Source organism: Martinezella dioscoreae (genome assembly GCF_009176305.1).
Taxonomy (GTDB): domain Bacteria; phylum Pseudomonadota; class Alphaproteobacteria; order Rhizobiales; family Rhizobiaceae; genus Rhizobium; species Rhizobium dioscoreae.
In genome coordinates this window covers 1-13,994 of record NZ_BLAJ01000027.1, presented here as the reverse complement: position 1 = coordinate 13,994, position 13,994 = coordinate 1, and the positions used below count along the sequence as shown (strand labels likewise).

The window sequence follows — 13,994 nt, the reverse complement described above, 5'->3', positions numbered from 1 at the left end:
ACACCCCTCTTGACGGGTGCCGAAAACGGCGAAATCAATCAGCCCTGAGGGTAACCAGGCTGCCGAGGACCAACCTCGTCAAACTGTCCGGACTTTAGTGAAACTGCTGTCCGGGAATTGGCGGAAATCCTGTCCAACTTTTGCGAAGCGCGCACCATTATGACTTGCCGCCCGTTCTGCACTGGGTGACCGGCAATATCGGCATTCATCATGTGCATCATCTCTGCAGCCGCATTCCCTATTATCGCCTGCCGGAGGTTTTGCGAAACCATCCAGAACTTGGTGAGATAGGCCGGATCACGTTGCGTCAGAGCCTGCGATGCGTAAAGCTCGTGCTTTGGGACGAGGGCGGCCAGAAGCTGGTTTCATTCCGCGATGCAGCCGAAATCGCGAGGGCCTCTTAAGACCATATTGGCGGCGAAGCGATCTCATAGTGTTGATCGGAAGTTCGCATATCGCCATTCAAGGCTGCAGGAGCCGGCTATTTGGCGACATCGCTCGCTGCAGGAGCTGCTGGCTCAGAGCGCTTGTGAGTTCCGCTTAGTCCATAGAGAATGGAAAGTGCCAGGCCGATAACCATGGCGGTGACCATTATTCTCTTGCCAAATCGGGATTCCATTCTGGTTCTTCTCCGAACGTTCAGTAGAACAGTTCCTATAAGGGGCAATACACACTTTTAGTTGGCAACGGCGCCGGTGAAGGACCAGGAATAATGTTGACTTGACCCCTCGAAACCGACTGCACCAAAACGCCTTCAGTGAACCGGCGCGCGTTTCGTCAGCTCGGCAACCTTCTTGACATGCTTGACAGCTGCGCTTCCGCCACTCGTCTGCGTAAACAAGGAAAGACGGCTGTCGTCATCGTCGGCGACCGGTGTTAGTGCCTGATCCATATAGGCCTTTGACGTTTTATCCCTGGCGATCAGGTAGGCGGAGAAAGAGAGGCTGGTGATTGCTCCGGCGAGCCTCAAATGTTTCACGAGGGTGCCGCCGATGAATTTTGGCCAAAACCATAGGGGATTTTCCCTCTTCAGATCCGGCCGACGCTCATCTGGATGCTTCAACCGCATCACGCCGCTTTGCAAGGGATGAACGTTTTCGAGCGGCACCGTTGTTGCAAAGGATATCAGCACCTTCACCAGACTGGCGACCGGCATGCCGGTGGCGACAGCGCGACGCAGCAACGTTTTCATATGTTGCGGAGAATAATAGAGGGACCAGGCCTCCTGATAGATCTCCTCCCACTCCACCTTGCTCATCTTATCATGCGCTGTGCAGACATGTTCGACGTCGTATATGTTGAGATCATCGTCCATGCTGATGCCATTGCGCCAGAGCGTCTGGTGATCTTCCGAGCCGGGTAGCGGGGTGAGCACGAAGAACTCAATGACGTCGAGCGGCAGTTCCTCCTGGATGATGCGAATATCGCGGCGAATGGTATCCGGCGTATCGGAAGGAAAGCCGAGGATGTAACCCGCAAGCGTCATGATGCCTTGCGCTTTCCAGGCGAGCAGCATCTTGCGATACTCGGTTATTTTGTTCTGGTTCTTCTTCGCCGCGACGAGATTGTCGGGATTGACATTTTCAAGCCCGATAAAAACGCGAGTAACACCGGCGCGCTTGGATTTTTCAATGAAGTTCGGGATCTTGTGACAGAGCGTGTCGACCTGGATCATCAAGCCGAGCGGAATGCCGTGTTGCTCCTTCAACTCGATAAGGCGGTCGAAGATTGCCTCCCAATCTCGGTTCCGAGCAAAATTGTCATCCGTGATGAAGAACTTGTGAATTCCCTGCGCCCAATTCAGGCGCACCAGCGTTTCGATATCATCGGCGGAGCGAAAGCGCGATTTACGGCCCTGGACATTGATGATCGTGCAGAATGAACATTGATATGGGCATCCGCGCCCTGCATCGAAGCTGCTGCTGAGGCCAAGCGTGTGTTCGATGCTATCCTTGGGCAGAAAGGGCACCGGGCTACCCTTGATGCCGGGCAGATCATTCATGAAATTATAGAGGGGTTTCAATGCCCCCTGCGAAGCATCGCGCAGGACAGCTTCGAGGCGCCCCTCGGCTTCGCCCGCAAACATCGCAATGCCCATCTCCCGGCAGGCATCCAGTTCGATGGCGGCGCCGTCAAGCATGGCCAGGCAGCCGGAAATGTGAAAGCCACCCATGCAAACGGCGATATCGGCTTCTCGGAACGGGCGGGCAATATCAAGCGCGCGGGGATATTGGTTGGATTGAACACCCACCAGCGCCACCATTCCGAAATTGTGGTTCTGGCGCAGCTTTTCGATGAGTGATGCGATTTTGATGCGGGTATTGGTTTCATCGATGACCATGATGTCAATTCCGACATCAGGACCAAGGATCGCACGCTCCGCACAATCACGGGCGATGCCATAGATGGCAGCCAGTGAGTTGGAAGGAATCATCGCTCTCCACCATCGGATAACGTAGCCGTCATCGTCGTAGTGAGAGGGTTTTATAAGAATGAGCTGGAAGCGTCGATGACGCGCCTCGATCTGTTGGGCCAAAGATCTATCTTTCGGTTGAGGCGCTCGCCCTAGGGTAACAGGCAATATTTTAGATGCAAGGAATAGATTGGGATTGGCTCTGTAGGACTTCTCCGCCGATGTTGATCGGGCTGTCGGCGACAATCACCCTTTGTCGATTAAATCTGTCCGCGCATTGCCAAATCAGAAATAGAGCCTATGTTGGGTAAATCGACCATTGCTTGTGATGTCGCTCAAGAGCCACAGGGCTCCCTCGGATTTCCGCTCAAATAATCGATCTGATCCTGCAAGGTATTGCGGGAACTACTACAATTGCTTCGAAAGGAAATCACCATGGCCGCGGGCACCCTAAAATGGTTTGATGCCGGCAGAGGATTTGGATTCATCCAACCCGATGACGCCAGCACGGATGTATTCGTGCATATATCCGCCTTGGAACGCGACGGGATTAGCGCACTGAAGGACGGTCAGAAGGTTAGCTATGATCTTATCCAGGATCATAAAACCGGTAAAAGCTCAGCCGACAATGTTCAGGCGATTTAAGCTTGTCACTCATTCCAGCTGACCACGGATGTACTGGCAGCAGAATTGAATGACCGTAGGAGATCGGGATAACACCCCATCTTATTGGAATCAGTCGTATTCTCACCTGCATCTACGAAGTGGTAAGAGACGCATGTAATAGCAAGCTGAATAGAACTCAGCATCTGCATAATCAAACAGCAATCGGCTCGTGCCTGCTTTGACCACGCATGTACTGGCACTGCAGGATTGCGAACCTTTGGAAAGGTCGGGCATTCCCCGGCCTTTTTGTTTTGGAGAAATATAATGACGAAGACAAATGCAGAGAAGCTCCTTCAGCGAGCGCTACGCCAAGTGAAGAACACAAGCGGTGGCGGGCACTTGGGAGGCACTAATTTCGGGCAAACCTATGATGCGAAGACATCGTCCAGCAAGAATGGAAACGATAAATCACGCAAGCCCCGCGCATGAAATAGCCTTAAATGGAGAGCGATAGTGTTGCATCAGCGTCGCTCTCGTCTTGTCCTACCAGAATGTGGGCGTCGCCTCAGCGGTAGCAGGGCTCTTGCAAAGGCGGAAGTTTCAGATAGCCGCGCGAGCTGGCTTGAAACATCAGCCGCAGACTGCTTTCCGCAACATGGAGGAAACAGCTATGCACGTCCAAAATCCTGTCGTCCCGGCCGGCCTGGGGTTGCGGCTTCCTGATCCGACGAGCGCTGGAGCGATCGGCCCTCCGGACCTGGAAACCTCCGATGTGGCATCCAGAGAGGCTTACGAGCGTGGAGGCGACGCTGGCATGCGGGAGACGCAAGATGAAGAGAATCCATATCCAGAAGGATGCGTGCTCGCGAAAGCCTTTGAACACGGCTATCTCGACGGCCAAAAGGCGCGGCGATAACACGATGATGTTTAGGACCAGCCTCTCATGAAGCAGATCTGAAAGATCGCGACACGCTTTCGTTTCCATCCCTTTAGACAAGTTCATTCAGCGGGTGGTACTGACAATGACGGCAGAGGTTTTCTCTCCGCGATCCCTGGGAGGAGATCAATGGGTTCTGTTATCAAGGTGGGATTTTCTCTTATTTGGGAGACGCCGGTCCTCATCCATAAGGGTGACTTCTGTACCAGGGCGATAGATGGACCCAGAGAGGCGCTGCGATATCTGCAGCGAGATTTTGACCAACACTCCGGTCAGCTTTATTGGAACGCGGTTTATTCCTGTATGAAAGCGCTTCGATATCGATCCGCCGCCGAAATTGCCCGCAAATATTTCGTTATCGCTTGTGACAATGCCTTGATCGATGCCCGTTAAACTAGGCCATGTTGACAAAGTGTCGCTGCCGATGCCAGCTTTTGGTTTTGGGGGCACGCGATGGCGACACTCAGGATTTACGATCTCAGAGAACATGTTCTCGCGCTTGATTTGAGGGACTTGTTGCGGATTTTGGCTCCTCAGTCCTTGGAAGCAAGCTGGATTGTTTCGACGGTCAAATCATCCAAGCCTGGGTACGAATGGTTTGAGGCTACAGGTGAAGGCGGCGAGCAGCTTGAGAGATTGGCGCAAGACAATTCTCAGCTTTCTGGTTCTGATTTGGCCGCCTTAGCCGAGAATACGCGGCAGGTTATTTGGGGAGAGTTCATCGGTTTGGCATCCACGCGATTAGACAAGGCGTGGGTGATAATCCGGGCGATCGACAGTACATACTACGAGGTCGCTTCTGAAGACGAGACGGTGCTAAATAAGATCGGCTTTGCCTACAAAGATGTCCGCGCTGGGGAGGCTCGGGTTACGTCTTGGCTTTTCGACCGTCCCGATGAATGAAGGCAACCAGACGCGAACGGCAGCCAGAGCAAGGAATGCCGCAAACCACCTCGCCGTTTTATCATAGCGCGTGGCTACTCGGCGAAACTGCTTGAGCTTGTTGAACAGGCGCTCGATACGGTTGCGATCCTTATAGACCAGAAAGTCGCAGGCAGGCGGGTTCTTACGGTTGGCCTTTGGTGGGATGACAGGTCTTATCCCGTGGATAAGCAATTCTTCGCGCAGGAAATCGCTATCATAGCCCTTGTCCGCAAGAAACAGCCTCGGCTTGGCGACTGGCATTGCCAACAAGCCTGGAACAGCGTTGTAGTCCGACGCCTCACCACCCGTCAGGATGAAGCCGAGAGGGCGTCCTTGACCGTCTGCGCGGGCGTGGATTTTTGTCGTAAAGCCACCGCGTGATCGACCAAAAGCCTCCTTATGAGTCCCCCTTTAGCGCCCGCCGCCTGTGAATGGCCTCGAACCGTGGTACTGTCGCTTGTCAATGCCGCGTGAATTTTCCCCAGAAGTGCCGAAGTAAAATTCCCCATTTATGCCGACGTTGACGCCAGGGAGATTTGGGGATTTTTCGGTGGACGTCCGCGTGGCTTTTGAGGTGGAGCGAACGCCGGGGGTGCGATCAGGGCCTTGGATCGGACATGCTCCGACATAAGCTCGGCATGCTGCCGCAACCGATAGCTTGATCCTTCGATCTGCACGACGACGGCATGATGAAGCAATCTGTCGAGCAGCGCCGTTGCGACGACGGGATCTCCGAAGACGTCGCCCCATTCTGCAAAGCCGCGGTTTGACGTCAGGATCATCGCGCCACGTTCATATCGCGCATTGACGAGCTGGAAGAAGAGATTGCCGCCGCCCTGGACGACCGGCAGGTAGCCGATCTCGTCGACAATCAGCAAGCTTGGCCTGCAGAAGAAGCGAATGCGCTCCTGAAGCCTGCCTTCTCGTTCGGAACGGGCAAGCGAACCAATGAGGTCGGCGAGCGTCGTAAAATATACACTCTTTCCGGCCTTCACAGCTTCGACACCGAGCGCTGTGGCGAGATGGCTTTTGCCTGTTCCCGGCGGACCAAGGAAATGGACGGCCTCGTGACGATCGACGAAGCCGAGCTGCGCCAGGGTGAGTATCCGATCTCGATCGAGCGAAGGCTGGAAGGTGAAGTCGAAGCCAGCGAGCGTCTTGATCGTCGCAAGCCTGCCCATTCGCAGTGCGGTCTTGATCCGGCTGTTCTCGCGTAAGGTGAGTTCCTCGGAGAGAAGGATATCAATGGCTTCCAGCGCGGAAAGCTCACCGTGCTCGAGGCGTCGAACGACATGGTCGAGAGCTTCGAGTGCACGTGGCATCTTCAGGCCGACGAGATCATGACGGATACGATCGATCATGGACGGAATGGCATCGAGGGCCGCGCTCATGGGCGGTTCTCCTGTGCCAAGACTTTGCCGACGGCGTCGTAGAAGGCGAGAGATCGCTGCAGCACAGTGTCACCAGCGGGTTTGACGACAATGGCGTCGTCGCGCGTCCTGGACCGATGTTGCGGGGTAAGTGCTCGTCGATGGTCAGGATGAACCCGGCGCTGTTTACGCCCCTCCAGGACGGGATGGGCTGCGATCAGCATGCCGTTCTCGAAGATGCGGACCTCGTCGGCGAGAGAATGGACTTCCACCATTCGGCTTCGCGTAGCATCCGGAACGCTATAGGTGTTGCCGCCGACGCTGACCATGCCTTCCCGCGACACCCGGCGCTCCAGCTTCAGAACGGATTTGAACGGGGCCAGCGGCAACGGTCGCAGGTGCTTCCGCTCCTCGGCAAAGGCCTCATTGACGATGCGCAGGGTCGTGGCGTGCTTCCTTGGATTGGCGACGGTATCCAGCCAGTGCCGAAGCTGAGCATTCAGGTCGTCGAGATTGCGGAACGAGCGGGCCAGGAAGAAGTCTTCGCGGATATAGCGAAACGGCCGCTCGACCTTGCCCTTCGTTTTGGCACGATAGGGTTTGCATGCCTTGGGATGGAAGCCATAGTGACGAGCCAGGTCTATGAGGGCGCGGTTATAGACGATGCCTTCTGTCTGGCCTTCGCCGATGACGGCAGTCTTCATCCGGTCGTAAAGCACTTCCCGCGGAGCGCCGCCAAGAGCCTCGAAGGCCGCTATATGGCAACGCAAGACGGTCGGCAGGTTCTGATGCATGACGAAGCGTGCCCAGATGAGACGGCTGTGGCCCAGCACCATCGAGAACAGCCAGACGATCCTCGGCGTCATCGGTTCGTCGGTGAAGACGACATGAAACTGGGCGAAATCCACTTGAGCCTGCTCACCGGGCGGCGTCTCGAAACGAACTTCAAAGCCCTGACTTGCAACGGGGCGAACATCACGGAGAAAATCCGTCACAGCCGTATAGCCGCCGGTATAGCCTCGTTCACGCAGTTCTCGAAACAATCGACTGCCGGTCAGGCCGGGGTAGGATTTAACCCGCTCCCGCAGGTATGAAGCGAACGGATCGATGACCGTCACCCGAGGCTTTCTTGGACCATAGGCCGGAGCCTCGAGGCCTCGCTCTATGTATTTGCGCACCGTCTTGCGATCGATGCCTGTTTCTCTGGAAATAGCCGACACCGTCAGCCCCTGCTGATGCAGATCCAGGATCATGATTGTCTCCCTCAGCTTGATCACCAACATTCCCCTTCCGACCATCGGAAGGAGTATCGGTGATGACGCGCCGCCGGTCTTCCGGGGCGCGCCCCGGAAGACCGGCGGCGCAGCACCTGGGGAAGATTCAAACGGCACTAATGAGGAGTATTGCTCCGGTACTGACAGTCGATCATATGCTGCCAGTCGTCAGTTAGTCCCAACTCGACAAGCGTTTCGAGAAGTGCATCCCACACGCCTTGTTCCGCCCAGCGGCGGAAGCGCACGTAGACCGAATTCCACTTGCCGTAACGCTCATGCATGTCGCGCCAGGGGCAGCCGATCCGTAGAACATGGAGCATCCCGTTGAGATATCGCCGGTTGTCATGAGAGGGGCGAGATTTCCTCCCACGCTCTGTAGGCAGCAGACCCACAATGATCCGCCATTCCAAATCCGTCAGATCGCCACGAGCCAAAACCGCCTCCTAAAAGACAGTCTTGAATCATGTCTCTACTGATTTGGGAATCCACTTTGTCAACAGGGCCTAGTGTTGTACCGGTCAACGGCCACGGCAAACGGTGGCCGGTATGGGTAAAGATTAATAGGCAACAGGCGGCTCTGTGAGATGCTGCCTTTACTTCGAATCCCTGATAATGCGGCGAGCGGCATCTTTTTCGTTGAGGATGGCGCAGAAGACTTGCGCTTCCTTCTCTGGCAAGTTCTCAAGCTCCCAGGTCGACGGCTTTGCAGGCACTCCGGTAAATATATCATAGACGGTCCAGGAAAAATCCATTTCCTGACGAACGGCATAGCGTCTGGTGCTTGTCGCCATCGCCTTCTCCTGAAGGATGGCTGCGGCCGAAACGGCCTTTGCGTTCATCGATCGTTTTCACAATATCACGCGACAGTCGAATAGTCTGCCGTCGTAAGATTGATCGGTATTTATTGTGCCGGAGCGGCTGCGGGCGGAACGGTTGTAGATTGAACAGTTGGAGCAGGCGCGTAGGCTGATCGTATGATTGGCCAGAAATTCCACACGAGAGCAGCCAAGACGAGAACAACCAGCATCGGGAGTAATATATCCAATTGGCGACCAGATCTGGGAGTTGTCCTTCGTTGGTCGCGGTTTGGTTTATCGAAATCGTTACTCATAATATTTTTCTCCCGATAGTGCCGCTGGAAATCCGATGCGCACTGTTCCCCCATGCAACGAGCAGTCCACTAGCGTACAGTTTGAGGACGCATGGGCCGGTTCCTCTCTATCCTTAGAGCTTTAAGAAGCGCAGCCTTTTCGAGCCGGCCGGCCACATCACCAGTGGTAATTTGTCGGAAGACCGTTTCGGTCTTCTCGCGGATCGGGCAGGTGAATCGCTTTGGGCGCTTGGACATGATCATAACCAAAGATGAACTGGCGGAAGGCTAACGCTCAAAATGGCGGCGGTTCCAGCGATCAATACCGAGGTCTCGATCAGCATGCGTGTCAACCGGCGCGATGTATTTGCAAAAAGAACGTTTTCCATTTTGGCTCCTTGTTATAATTATTTTCTAGGAATTTGGCATAATATCACAGTTTCTTAGAAAAGTTTCATAAAGTTTATGAAATATTAATTTAGATTTTTCTTAATATCCGGCCGGGCCGCCACGAGGGAAAGTGACTGAATGCTGATTATGGGATGGCCCGCCCTTCCGAAGACATCGAGTATGATGATCCGTCACTGAAGGAAGCGGTGTCGATCCATGACGATTTCGATTTTGGGCATCGATATAGACAAGAATAGCTACAGCATTGTCGGTGTCGACAGCAAAGGTGTGGTGATTGTCCGCCGAACGATGCGGCGGCAGACGCTCATTGAGTTTGTCAGCAAGATGCTGAGGTACATCATCGCTACCCTCGCGTCCCGACCTGAAGAGCTTTGCCCAATCCTTTCAGCCAGTCGACGCGGAGAGTGCGGGATAGTCATTATAAATAACTTCCCGCATTGCCGCCGGCGTAGAAAAGCATTCGCAGCACCTCATTGAATAGCGTGCGTGACTTCAAACTCTGGATAAGAGCTGGATTGGCCAGCATCATGAGACCGAACGCTTCGTGTCGGCGAGCCCTGCAATCAGATGCAAAGCGATCTCCTCGCTCAGCCTGCGTCGGTGGACGAACGACCCGAATCCCGCCGAACGCAGAGCGCCGGGTGTTCGGGTTGCGGATCTGCACCGCGAAGAATTCCAGAAAGCGTCGCTTGTGCGCCGTGTTCGACGCTATCATGAGCGGCAAGCGGGCATCTGCGGTGACGGCAATAAGCGCGTTCATCGGAAGGATTGCGGATTGAGGATCGCGCCTGGCGAAACACATCGGAAATCTCTGAAACCCGGATCGCGCTTCGTCTGGTCGACAAGGGTGCTTTGTGTGGGAGGTTCCTTGCGGTCGATGGTGTCCCAACTCTGATGAGGGATGACATCCACCTTGCGCCCTGCGGCGCTAGCTTGCGCTTGCGCCTCGTACTAGGGCGTGTCGTCGAAGGTGGGGCCTTCGACGGTGCACAGCTTTTGTCGCGATCGACGATGGTGATCAGGAAGGGCTGATGGGGTTTTAGCATGGTGCCTCCTATATGTGACAAAGGACATTATCACATGTAATCAGCGGCTTGGTGTCAATTGGTCTAATGGGCCGCAGGTTCGAATCTCAAGAGCATAAGCCTATCGCCGCACCTCGTGCTGACTATAGAGCGATTTCAGTTTAGCCCGCTGGGGGCTCGACATGTTTTGAGGGAAGTCGCTCCATGCCCAGAACATCGCAATCCTTTCCAGCTGAGTTGGATTAACAAATCCGTATTGAAATAAGCCGACTAGTCCGACAGCAAAACCTTCCCGGCTGTAGTCGGTGTCATCGAACCAGCTTTGTGCCGTAACGGCGTCGAATATTCGATTTAGGATTTCAATTTCCCTTTGCGACAGTTTACCTCGCGCGAGACGTTTCATCCTTTCCATGATGGTTCCCGCGGCGAGCCTGTTCCAAGATCGATGCACACTCTTGATGAGCCCTCCGCTTGTCCTCGATGGGTGATGGCGGTTCTTTTTGGCGACGCCCATTATCTAACGGACAGTTTGAAGGCGGCGGGGCCGATCTCGCTCGATCCGCAGCGCTTTTAGGAGCGCCGCCGTTTCCAGCCGGCCAGCAACATCACCGCATGTGATCGGTCGAAAGACCGTTTGGGTTTTCTCGCTGATCGGACACTTGAATTTATGTGGACGATTGGCCATCGTCACGACCAAAGGTGTAGCGAGGAAAAGCCAACGCTCAGTATGGCAGCCGTGATAGCTAACAAGACGCTGGCCTGAACGAGCGCGGATAGCGACCGCCGCAACATGGTTGAAGAAAGAACATTAGTCATTTTAGCTCCTTTATTATAATTATTTTCTAAGGAAATCGTACAATATCACGCTTCTTGAAAAATTATCATAATATTTTTATTTATTTAATTTAGCGATAGCTTGCTGATTTGGCAGCGTTCTTGGCGGAGTTCCAAAGGGTTTCCATCGGCCGGACCGAGGGTTCCGGTCCGAAACTGGGCGCTTCAGGATCGCCCTTAAGATCGGCGGCACCTAATCCTCCCTTCGAAGCTCCTGATTGTTCTCAACGCGATCCTTTATGGGCGCACCTTATTGGCCGATCCCGCTCGTGGCGGCATCGTTAAGAAGAGTGGTCAATGCCGTGACGAGCTGGGCATGAACAAAAGGCTTCTGAAGCAAGACGCTATTGGGAACGCCCTGGGCTGCCCAGTCTTGGGCGCTGTCGCCAGTCATATAGATGACCGGCATGACTGGCTGCAGTTCCCGAGCTCGCCGCGCCAAATCCCAACCGTTTGCCTCTCCTGGCATCCTGATATCGGTTAAAACGGCGCAAAAACGGGCCGAGTCGTCCTCCAATGCAAGGATAGCCTCGTCCGCATTCGATAGGGCGAGATGCTCGAAGCCCGCATCCCTGACGACGTCTTCGAGATCAACTTTGATAAGGAATTCATCTTCAGCGATAAGAACAAGCAGCTGACGCCCATCTCCGCTGGTGATTTTCTGGGATTTCTCGGCCATGAGCGAGTCCTGCACATGCAGGCGGGAGCTCTTAGCCCTCAGCCGCCAGCGCCTACGAATTCGTCTGCTGGCGATAAGCAGAAGATAGCGCATTGCTGTGATATGTCCATCCTCGCGCGATCGCACACCGTGAGGAATTGGCCCAGGCAAGTAAGTAGCGCGCGGTTCCTAATAAGGCTTACGCTATCAGCTTATTGATAATCGGTTCGGCGAGCGATGGCCTGCTGCCGGGTGGCCGTGGCGGAGTACAATCAAAGCGCGCAATATACGAATAGTGAAAACTAAACGTTGACGCCGCGCCGTTTAGCCCGTATAGATCCATTATCGATTTTTTGCTTGCCGAGCTTTGTCTACCGCGCGATTGGCACCGTGCTCTAAGCGAACTTCTCTTTCAAAAATAGTCGGTTTTTACCTGCGTGGCATCCGCTCCGCAGTTCCTTACTCTATGCTTTGAAAGGGTTCATCATGACCACTGGCACAGTAAAATGGTTCAATTCCACCAAGGGCTTCGGCTTTATTCAGCCTGACAACGGCGGCGCTGACGCCTTCGTTCACATCTCGGCAGTCGAACGCGCTGGGATGCGCGAACTCGTCGAAGGCCAGAAGATCGGCTTCGAGCTCGAGCGCGACATGAAGTCGGGCAAGATGTCGGCCACCAATCTGCAGGCTGCTTAAGTGATATCGGCTTCCCTTTGACCACGGATGTACTGGCATTGCCGGAAGCACGCTATCATCTGAGGCCAGGCAGTTCGCCTGGCCTTTTTCATTTCGGCCCATTGCCGACATCGGGGAACCCAATGACAGAGACATATAGTAAATCTCGCCAGCAGGCAGAGATCGCCTTCGGCAATGTCCAGACAGAGTTCTTTGCCAAGAATAATGCGATGGAGGAGCTCGAGTCGGCGGCGCAAGCACGCAATGCCAAGACTTTGCGGCTTCGAGAAGCTCGCCTCGCGAAGGAACAGGCCGAGCGGACGTCTGCAAAATCCACCCTGGTCGCCAAATGAGCGAAGGCAGGTTGGTCATCACGCCCGCCACCATTAGGATACGGATTTGACACACCACGGAAATAAAGAACTTGCCGATCGACGCGCAGCTGCCGCCGGCGCCAAGGCGTCCCTTCTCCAAGGGTATCGTGCCGCGAAAACAGCGGCCAAGCCTTCTCGACTTGCCAGGCAAGCCGAGCGGCTTTCGCTTGTCGAAGCTCGTGAAGCCCGCCGTGTTGAACGGGACCGCTTGACGCTTGTGGAGCGCACCCGACTTGAGGCCGCAGCAGCGGCTGAAACCGAGGCGCGCAAGTCAGCCGAAAACATGCGTCTCGCGCGGATTGTCGAAGACGAGGCCGCTCGCAAGGCCGAGCGAGACAGACGCTATGCCAATCGCAAGGCCAGGCAAGCGTAGGCCGTCAGGCGTTTTCCGTCAGACCAAGGATCTTTAGGACTGAGGCATCCGCGTCGAATTCACTCATGCTCTAGGAGCGACCGTGACCACTGATACAAAAGAACTGCAGGCGATCAACACGGCTTGGCAAATCGCGATCCAGGAGATCCTGCGCATGGTCATCCGTGACATGTATCGCGCCGAGGGTGAAGCAGCGTTCAACACGCACATCAAGCGCATCGAAGAAGCGGCCGTCGATAGCATCTATACGGATCTAAGGCTCCGCGGCACGGACGAATGGACGGAAGTGCTGGTCAAGGAACGAGCCAGCAACTTCGTGACGACCCTTCTGACCTCCTTCACCTACGACCGGGCTTGATGAGGCGGCGCCAAAGGGCTTCGGTCTTTTTTGCTAATCAAGGAGAAAAAATCATGTCGACAGACCAAAGCGGATCGCTTCCTCTTCCGAAAGAGAGAGTCGAGGCCAATTCGCGAGCCATTGTGGCATCGCTGACCCCGTCTCAGGTGCAAGCCCTGAAGCTCGCGAGAAGTGGAGATCTGCATTCTGCGGGTGGCAGGTCTTGGACCCATCTTAACGCCGCCGTCACCTACGCAAGATCGGATCGATTCAAAGAGCGACCGATCAAAGTGAGGTCGGCTACCACGACGACGGTGGAGCGGCTAACGGAACTCGACCTCCTCAGGAACCTCGATGGAAGCAATGGGGAAGCACATTCGCCACGCACGATTACCATGGCGGGAAAGCTCTGGCTTCTCATGCACAAGTGACCCAGCTAAATTCGCCCTGCGACCTAACGGCAAGCGCACCATCTGCCGCCGAGATCGACTGCCAAACCTGTGGAGCATGCTGCTGTTTTTCATCCGAATGGCCAAGGTTCACGACGGAAGCCGAGGATGACCTGGCTTTGATACCCCGTCACTATGTCGAAGCTGATCAGCGCGGCATGAGTTGCGACGAGTCGCGATGTTCAGCATTGTTGGGTGAGGTCGGGATAAACATGTCCTGTCTCGTGTACGAGGTGCGACCAGA

At 54.9% G+C, this 13,994-nt stretch carries 16 protein-coding genes and 3 pseudogenes; 10 read left to right on the top strand and 9 right to left on the bottom strand.

Annotated features, from left to right (window positions below; all coding sequences use genetic code 11):
* Window positions 1-140: 140 nt before the first annotated feature.
* Window positions 141-404: pseudogene (locus GDN47_RS31495) on the top strand (fatty acid desaturase); the annotation flags it as partial.
* A 350-nt stretch (window positions 405-754) separates the two neighbouring features.
* On the opposite strand, the gene GDN47_RS31490 reads toward GDN47_RS31495, so the two are convergent.
* A complete protein-coding gene (locus GDN47_RS31490) occupies window positions 755-2,536 on the bottom strand; it encodes a B12-binding domain-containing radical SAM protein (protein ID WP_152095035.1) in 1,782 nt (593 codons plus the stop codon).
* A 312-nt stretch (window positions 2,537-2,848) separates the two neighbouring features.
* On the opposite strand from GDN47_RS31490, the gene GDN47_RS31485 reads away from it, so the two are divergent.
* The 4 genes from GDN47_RS31485 (at window position 2,849) to GDN47_RS31470 (ending at window position 4,859) form a co-directional block, all read left to right on the top strand.
* Window positions 2,849-3,058: a cold-shock protein gene (locus tag GDN47_RS31485; RefSeq protein WP_112424207.1), complete on the top strand. Its 210-nt coding sequence runs from the start codon at window positions 2,849-2,851 to the stop codon at window positions 3,056-3,058.
* Between the two features lie 583 nt (window positions 3,059-3,641).
* The gene (locus GDN47_RS31480; RefSeq protein WP_152095034.1) at window positions 3,642-3,935 is read left to right on the top strand and encodes a hypothetical protein; all 294 of its coding nucleotides are present in this window, start codon (window positions 3,642-3,644) and stop codon (window positions 3,933-3,935) included.
* Between the two features lie 150 nt (window positions 3,936-4,085).
* Window positions 4,086-4,349 (top strand): DUF982 domain-containing protein, encoded by a 264-nt coding sequence (locus GDN47_RS31475; RefSeq protein WP_092719928.1) that lies wholly within the window; start codon window positions 4,086-4,088, stop codon window positions 4,347-4,349.
* A gap of 60 nt (window positions 4,350-4,409) precedes the next feature.
* On the top strand, window positions 4,410-4,859 hold the full coding sequence (locus GDN47_RS31470; protein WP_152095033.1) for a hypothetical protein: 450 nt from the start codon (window positions 4,410-4,412) through the stop codon (window positions 4,857-4,859).
* Here the strand turns inward: GDN47_RS31470 and GDN47_RS31465 are convergent.
* The 8 genes and pseudogenes from GDN47_RS31465 to GDN47_RS31430 all read right to left on the bottom strand — a co-directional run.
* Window positions 4,851-5,335 (bottom strand): annotated as a pseudogene (locus tag GDN47_RS31465) (IS5 family transposase); the annotation flags it as partial. The gene GDN47_RS31470 and the pseudogene GDN47_RS31465 sit on opposite strands and share 9 nt — an antisense overlap.
* 54 nt (window positions 5,336-5,389) lie before the next feature.
* On the bottom strand, window positions 5,390-6,271 hold the full coding sequence (gene istB, locus GDN47_RS31460) for an IS21-like element ISRel3 family helper ATPase IstB (RefSeq protein WP_152095032.1): 882 nt from the start codon (window positions 6,269-6,271) through the stop codon (window positions 5,390-5,392).
* Window positions 6,268-7,527, bottom strand: coding sequence for an IS21 family transposase (istA, locus tag GDN47_RS31455; RefSeq protein ID WP_152095031.1), 1,260 nt, complete (start codon window positions 7,525-7,527; stop codon window positions 6,268-6,270). Before istA ends, istB begins: the two co-directional genes overlap by 4 nt.
* A 143-nt stretch (window positions 7,528-7,670) precedes the next feature.
* Window positions 7,671-7,958 (bottom strand): annotated as a pseudogene (locus tag GDN47_RS31450) (transposase); the annotation flags it as partial.
* 159 nt (window positions 7,959-8,117) lie between these two features.
* Window positions 8,118-8,363, bottom strand: a complete 246-nt coding sequence (locus GDN47_RS31445) for a hypothetical protein (protein WP_092719930.1) — start codon at window positions 8,361-8,363, stop codon at window positions 8,118-8,120.
* Between the two features lie 1,080 nt (window positions 8,364-9,443).
* Window positions 9,444-9,785, bottom strand: a complete 342-nt coding sequence (locus tag GDN47_RS31440) for a hypothetical protein (RefSeq protein ID WP_152095030.1) — start codon at window positions 9,783-9,785, stop codon at window positions 9,444-9,446.
* Window positions 9,786-10,171: 386 nt separating this feature from the next.
* A complete protein-coding gene (locus tag GDN47_RS31435) occupies window positions 10,172-10,462 on the bottom strand; it encodes a hypothetical protein (RefSeq protein ID WP_112424213.1) in 291 nt (96 codons plus the stop codon).
* 672 nt (window positions 10,463-11,134) lie between these two features.
* Window positions 11,135-11,563: a response regulator gene (locus tag GDN47_RS31430; protein WP_112423929.1), complete on the bottom strand. Its 429-nt coding sequence runs from the start codon at window positions 11,561-11,563 to the stop codon at window positions 11,135-11,137.
* Window positions 11,564-12,028: 465 nt separating this feature from the next.
* Here GDN47_RS31430 and GDN47_RS31425 point away from each other — a divergent pair, with 465 nt between their 5' ends.
* From GDN47_RS31425 to GDN47_RS32805, 5 genes are all read left to right on the top strand, one after another.
* On the top strand, window positions 12,029-12,238 hold the full coding sequence (locus GDN47_RS31425; RefSeq protein WP_025662430.1) for a cold-shock protein: 210 nt from the start codon (window positions 12,029-12,031) through the stop codon (window positions 12,236-12,238).
* A 122-nt stretch (window positions 12,239-12,360) separates the two neighbouring features.
* On the top strand, window positions 12,361-12,570 hold the full coding sequence (locus GDN47_RS31420; RefSeq protein WP_112423923.1) for a hypothetical protein: 210 nt from the start codon (window positions 12,361-12,363) through the stop codon (window positions 12,568-12,570).
* Window positions 12,571-12,616: 46 nt separating this feature from the next.
* Entirely contained in the window at window positions 12,617-12,964 is a 348-nt protein-coding gene (locus GDN47_RS31415; protein WP_152095029.1) for a DUF6481 family protein, read from the top strand.
* 82 nt (window positions 12,965-13,046) lie between these two features.
* Window positions 13,047-13,322, top strand: a complete 276-nt coding sequence (locus GDN47_RS31410) for a hypothetical protein (protein ID WP_112423921.1) — start codon at window positions 13,047-13,049, stop codon at window positions 13,320-13,322.
* Window positions 13,323-13,444: 122 nt separating this feature from the next.
* On the top strand, window positions 13,445-13,732 hold the full coding sequence (locus GDN47_RS32805; protein WP_371865542.1) for a hypothetical protein: 288 nt from the start codon (window positions 13,445-13,447) through the stop codon (window positions 13,730-13,732).
* Window positions 13,733-13,994 lie beyond the last annotated feature (262 nt).

Bases quoted from the DNA above. Each gene is read 5' to 3' on its own strand.
- GDN47_RS31475 (WP_092719928.1), top strand. From the start codon at position 4,086: ATGGGTTCTGTTATCAAGGTGGGATTTTCTCTTATTTGGGAGACGCCG.
- GDN47_RS31420 (WP_112423923.1), top strand. From the start codon at position 12,361: ATGACAGAGACATATAGTAAATCTCGCCAGCAGGCAGAGATCGCCTTC.
- GDN47_RS31425 (WP_025662430.1), top strand. From the start codon at position 12,029: ATGACCACTGGCACAGTAAAATGGTTCAATTCCACCAAGGGCTTCGGC.
- GDN47_RS31435 (WP_112424213.1), bottom strand. From the start codon at position 10,462: ATGGAAAGGATGAAACGTCTCGCGCGAGGTAAACTGTCGCAAAGGGAA.
- istB (WP_152095032.1), bottom strand. From the start codon at position 6,271: ATGAGCGCGGCCCTCGATGCCATTCCGTCCATGATCGATCGTATCCGT.
- GDN47_RS31445 (WP_092719930.1), bottom strand. From the start codon at position 8,363: ATGAACGCAAAGGCCGTTTCGGCCGCAGCCATCCTTCAGGAGAAGGCG.
- GDN47_RS31440 (WP_152095030.1), bottom strand. From the start codon at position 9,785: ATGAACGCGCTTATTGCCGTCACCGCAGATGCCCGCTTGCCGCTCATG.
- GDN47_RS31470 (WP_152095033.1), top strand. From the start codon at position 4,410: ATGGCGACACTCAGGATTTACGATCTCAGAGAACATGTTCTCGCGCTT.
- GDN47_RS31430 (WP_112423929.1), bottom strand. From the start codon at position 11,563: ATGGCCGAGAAATCCCAGAAAATCACCAGCGGAGATGGGCGTCAGCTG.
- GDN47_RS31485 (WP_112424207.1), top strand. From the start codon at position 2,849: ATGGCCGCGGGCACCCTAAAATGGTTTGATGCCGGCAGAGGATTTGGA.